Consider the following 4488-nt stretch of genomic DNA (forward strand, 5'->3'; position numbering starts at 1 on the left):
GCCGATCGTTTTTATTTTCAGGATTGTTTTTTGGCTTAATTTCTGGATTGTGTTTAGAAGCTGTCCAAGATCTATGATTTTTGATATACTTCTGTGTAAAAAGCGAGTTTAAGCTATTAAAAATTATCCCAGCAATATTACTCGGCAACAATTTGAATTAATTCGACCAGCTTTAGAAAATTTTCGTAAGCGAACTAAGCCTCGAAAATATGACCTCTACGAGGTCTTCTGTGCGGTCCTATATGTCTTGAAAACCGGTTGCCAATGGCGTCAAGCCCCCGGTGATTTCCCAGAATGGCGGTCAGTTTACAACTATTACAAAATTTGGTCAACTAAAGCTGAGCCTACGGCTGATTCTTTATTGGAACAAGTTTTAAAAAAATTGTCATTGCTCGGCGAACTTACCAAGGACGTTCAGCTTTAACTTCCTTTATTATCGTTGACGCTCAGAGCGTCAAAAACACCGCTCCTGCTGAAAACAAAGGTTACGACGCTGGTAAGAAAATCTCGGGGATTAAGCGCCATCTGGCAGTTGATATCAATGGCTTTCCGCAGGCCATTCACATGACGCTAGCGAACCTCTCTGATCGAGACGGGGCCAGTGCAATGATCGCTTTACATGCCATGCATTTACGCCAGGTTCAAAATGTCTTAGTTGATGGTGGTTATTCAGGCGTTAATTTTCAGCTCGATGTAGCCAGTAATTTAAACGCAACCGTGCAGGTTGCGAAGCGCAATGAGTTGCATCGATTCGAAGTCATGCCCCAACGTTGGGTAGTCGAACGATCTTTTAGTTGGCTAGAGAATTGTCGGCGACTTTGGAAAAATTGTGAGCGTCAATTAACCACCAGTCTGCAAATGGTCGTTTTAGCGTTTTTAGCACTATTACTTAAGAGATTTTAGACAGCTTCTAACACTTTTAGTATAGAAGGGTAATGTTTTTGCTTGGTATTGATTGGGTAAAGAAATGGTAAAAAATAAGAGCGCGACAAGACCCGGGTTGACTCCAGAGCATAAGGCAGAAAATCCAGTAGCGAACGGTTTTTGTTCGCTACTGGATTTTTTGTCTTATGTGGCCGGGGTCAGGGTCGTCGGAGCGTATTTCAGAAGCCGAAGGGTGCTCAAAATAGCATAACTGCTCAACTATACACATTCCAAAAAAGTCCCCCACCCAGCAGCAAGTCACTCACCCATCACATCTTCCGCCAGACCTTCAGCATAATCAGCATCGCCACAATCAAGGCGACAGAAATCCCCAAAGTCAGCATCCAAGCGTATTGCATCCCGGCTAACGGCAGTTTCACGTTCATCCCATAGAATCCGGTAATAATCGTTGGCACAGCCATGGTCAGTGACCAAATTGTCAAAAATTTCATTGTATCGTTCAGATTATTGTTGGCAATACTGTTGAAGGTGTGATCAATGCGGTCAACGACTTGGGTTTCAATCTCAAACATCCGTTGGACCTGTTCTCCTTCAATTTGCACGTCTTCGAATAAATCATTTTTATCCTGGTCAGCACCGACACCAAAATGGGTCTTTGGCAAACGATTGAGTTCACTGAGATTGGTTTGAACCGCACTGGACAAAAAGGTCAACGTCTGTTGAAGATACGAAAGTGAAACCAAGTCACTGTTCTTCGTCTTCCGGTTCAACATTTTATCCAAATAGTTGCGTTTCTTGGTAATGCCGCGAGAAATTGGGATAAAGCTGTCAACAACTGTAAACAGTGTTTCCAGAATAAATGCATCGACGCTCTTAACCTCGGGATTATCCAATGCCGAGTAAAGTGCCGTGTTGACTTCAGGTATGGGGCTTTGATTAAACGTGAATAAAACGCCCTTATGGAGCAACATGCCAAATGGCTGGGTAATGTATCTCAGCGCATCTTTGTCGAGGGCATACGGCGCCAGAAAGATGAATAATTGGTCGTCCTCATTGATATCATAAACATAATTAGTACTTTCATCATTATCAGTGACGTACTCAATAATATCTTCATCGATGCCATACTGATCTTCGAGGGTTGCCCGTTCTTCGGCATTGATTTGAATCGTTTCAATCCATTTGGTTCCATTGATTGTCTTTTCTGGTTTGATCATTTAGTAATCCCCCTGTTAGTTATTAACCTCTATTTTAGACTAAAAGAAAAGAAGCCGCAGACAAATTTTTAAATTGTCAACGACTCCCAACTGCTAAACACTTTTATAAAGAATATAACGGAAACCTACTTATTTTTTATAAAGGTCTTTAAACGGTTATTTCAGCAAGCCAACCGTCTGGAGAATCAAGTAGATGTTCAAGGTTACCAGCACAATGGTGGCAACCCAAGCAGCGTACTTGACCCAAGTATGATTGGCGAACTTACCCATCAACTTCTTGTTACTGGTGAACATGACCATTGGAATGATGGCAAACGGTAAAGCAATACTCAGGAACACTTGTGATGCCGTCAGTAATCCTTCAATCTTAGCCTCATTGCCATGATAGTAAATGGCAAAGATCAAAACTGGTGTGAGAAACTGTTTAGTATCTTTTGAGAAGTAACCTGATAAAAGCTAACGAAACCATCATGAGACTAGTGTTGAGCTTACGCTCACAGTTACGCCATAAACGATGATAATTTCCCAACCAACTAAATGAACGTTCAATGAGCCACCGTTGGGGGATAACCGAAAATTGGTGTAACTCATTTCTTTAACGACGATTACCTTGGCTGAGGTTAAACTGCTAATCTCATTGGCAAAATTTTGGCCGGTATAACCACTATCAACCATCATGGTTCGAACCAATTTAAACTGCTCTAAATTAAGGGTGACGAGTGCAATCGCCCCGTCACGATCAGTGATGTTAGCCCGGGTAATATGGATAGCTTGCGGGAATCCATTGATGTCAACGGCTAAATGGCGCTTAATGCCGGAAATTTTCTTGCCACCATCGTAACCCTTATTTTCAGCGGTAGCGGTGTTCTTAATGCTTTGGGCATCTAAAATGACGAACGAAGTTCGGGCTGACCGCCCTTGCCTTAATCGTCGATCAGCGACAATTTTTTTAAAACCTGAGTTAATAAAGCTGGTTTATCAGGGGTGGGGGCTTTTGACCAACTCATCCAATAGTAGTAAACGGTGGACCACTTTGGATAATCAGCCGACAAATCACGCCAAGTACAGCCATTTTTAAGGACATAGAGCATGGCACAGAAGATATCATAAGGATCAATGTGTTTTGGGTGAGTTCGTTTTCTTGAAGCTTCCAGATCCTGACGGATCAAATCGAATTGTTGCCGAGAAATATCGCTTTGGTAATGATGACTAAAATGTTGCATATGATCTCCAACTTTTTTGACAGTAGTTTATCAAATTATTGGGTCAAAATCAAAGATACTAAACAGCTTCTTAAGAGATTTTAGACAGCTTCTTAGCAAAGTCTTTTAACTGGTTTTGAATTCTTTGTGTAAGCTCTGCTTTACTTTCTTTGTGCTTCCTTTTACTTGATCGCTGTTGAATTATCTTTTGACCCTTATTCTTTTTGATTTTAGGTCAAGCATAAAATCTGAAATTTTATTTTGATCTAGCTTACTTAAATGACCGATTTCTTTAAAGTTTAAACCGGCTTTGGGAAAGCGATAAATATTACCAAGATCGACCCAGGAAGGTTTCTTCAACCCAGCGGATTGCCAATCTTGAATCGGATAATATTGTTGCTTGATATAAGCCGACTTCTTTTCATACTGCCTAGTAATTTTAAAAGCCTCGATCGTCTGTTCTGATACCCGACGAATTAAAACTGGTCGAGACTTGCCACTGTTAGTTTCTACAAAACTAACGTATAGGCTGACTAAGTCATTAGTCCTCATCTGGATCGTTGAGCCAATCAGCAACCTCTTTAGCATCTTTGAACTCGGTGACTGGTGTCCCTTCGGTCGCCTTTAAAAAGCGTAAATTAGCTCTTTCTTCTTCCCTTAAAGACGCATTAAAAGGTAAAGCACCATTAGCAACAATCCGTTTGTAAAACATGTTAATGGCCGTGGTTGGATTTAAGCCCAATTCGCTTAAAACTTCTTCGGTATCATCGGCCAAATCTTTATCAATCTTGACTTGGACCCGTTTCTTTTCCTTAACTGCCATGATTGTCTCATCTCCTTTCTTTTACTACTACCATTATACTACCTTTTGAGTACCTTATCAATAGATAAAGCCCTGGCCTCAAATCACTTGAGCTTGGCGTTGATCTAAAGGCTGAACTTTTGAGCTGGTTAGCCTGGGTTAGCTCTGGCGCTCATTTAAAAGCCCCTATTCTTCTGTTTAAGCCATTTAAATCTAACTTGAGTATAAAGAGAGGCTAGTAAGTCTTAAAACCGCTTAGAAAGGATTTTATAGCCTTTTAGGACTAGTAGTACAACTCACTGTTATCGTTGTCGGCCGACTTTTCTTCTTCGGGGTGTTTGGCCGCATATTCTCTAGCCGCTTGTTTATTCCACCAAACGCC

General features: G+C 41.2%; 3 protein-coding genes and 4 pseudogenes. 1 reads left to right on the forward strand and 6 read right to left on the reverse strand.

Annotation, left to right across the window (positions count from 1 at the left end):
• The first annotated feature begins 115 nt into the window (after positions 1 to 115).
• Positions 116 to 903, forward strand: a protein-coding gene (locus IV36_RS11890) for an IS5 family transposase (protein WP_156648648.1) whose coding sequence is annotated in 2 segments (ribosomal slippage) — positions 116 to 374 and positions 374 to 903 — 789 coding nt in all. Because the reading frame shifts where the segments join, the coding sequence is not laid out codon by codon here.
• Between the two features lie 290 nt (positions 904 to 1193).
• On the opposite strand, the gene IV36_RS08290 is transcribed toward IV36_RS11890, so the two are convergent.
• From IV36_RS08290 to IV36_RS12410, 6 genes and pseudogenes are all read right to left on the reverse strand, one after another.
• Positions 1194 to 2102, reverse strand: coding sequence for a magnesium transporter CorA family protein (locus tag IV36_RS08290; RefSeq protein ID WP_056991673.1), 909 nt, complete (start codon positions 2100 to 2102; stop codon positions 1194 to 1196).
• A gap of 156 nt (positions 2103 to 2258) precedes the next feature.
• Positions 2259 to 2519 (reverse strand): annotated as a pseudogene (locus IV36_RS11895) (divalent metal cation transporter); the annotation flags it as partial.
• A 7-nt stretch (positions 2520 to 2526) separates the two neighbouring features.
• Positions 2527 to 3325, reverse strand: a pseudogene (locus tag IV36_RS12060) (IS5 family transposase).
• Positions 3326 to 3395: 70 nt separating this feature from the next.
• Positions 3396 to 3856: pseudogene (locus IV36_RS12215) on the reverse strand (hypothetical protein).
• Complete coding sequence (locus IV36_RS08305) at positions 3846 to 4127, reverse strand: type II toxin-antitoxin system RelB/DinJ family antitoxin (protein WP_056991675.1); 282 nt, start codon at positions 4125 to 4127, stop codon at positions 3846 to 3848. Before IV36_RS08305 ends, IV36_RS12215 begins: the two are co-directional and overlap by 11 nt.
• A 262-nt stretch (positions 4128 to 4389) precedes the next feature.
• Positions 4390 to 4488: pseudogene (locus tag IV36_RS12410) on the reverse strand (plasmid replication initiator protein A); the annotation flags it as partial.

This window comes from Liquorilactobacillus mali (assembly GCF_001437155.1).
GTDB lineage: Bacteria > Bacillota > Bacilli > Lactobacillales > Lactobacillaceae > Liquorilactobacillus > Liquorilactobacillus mali_A.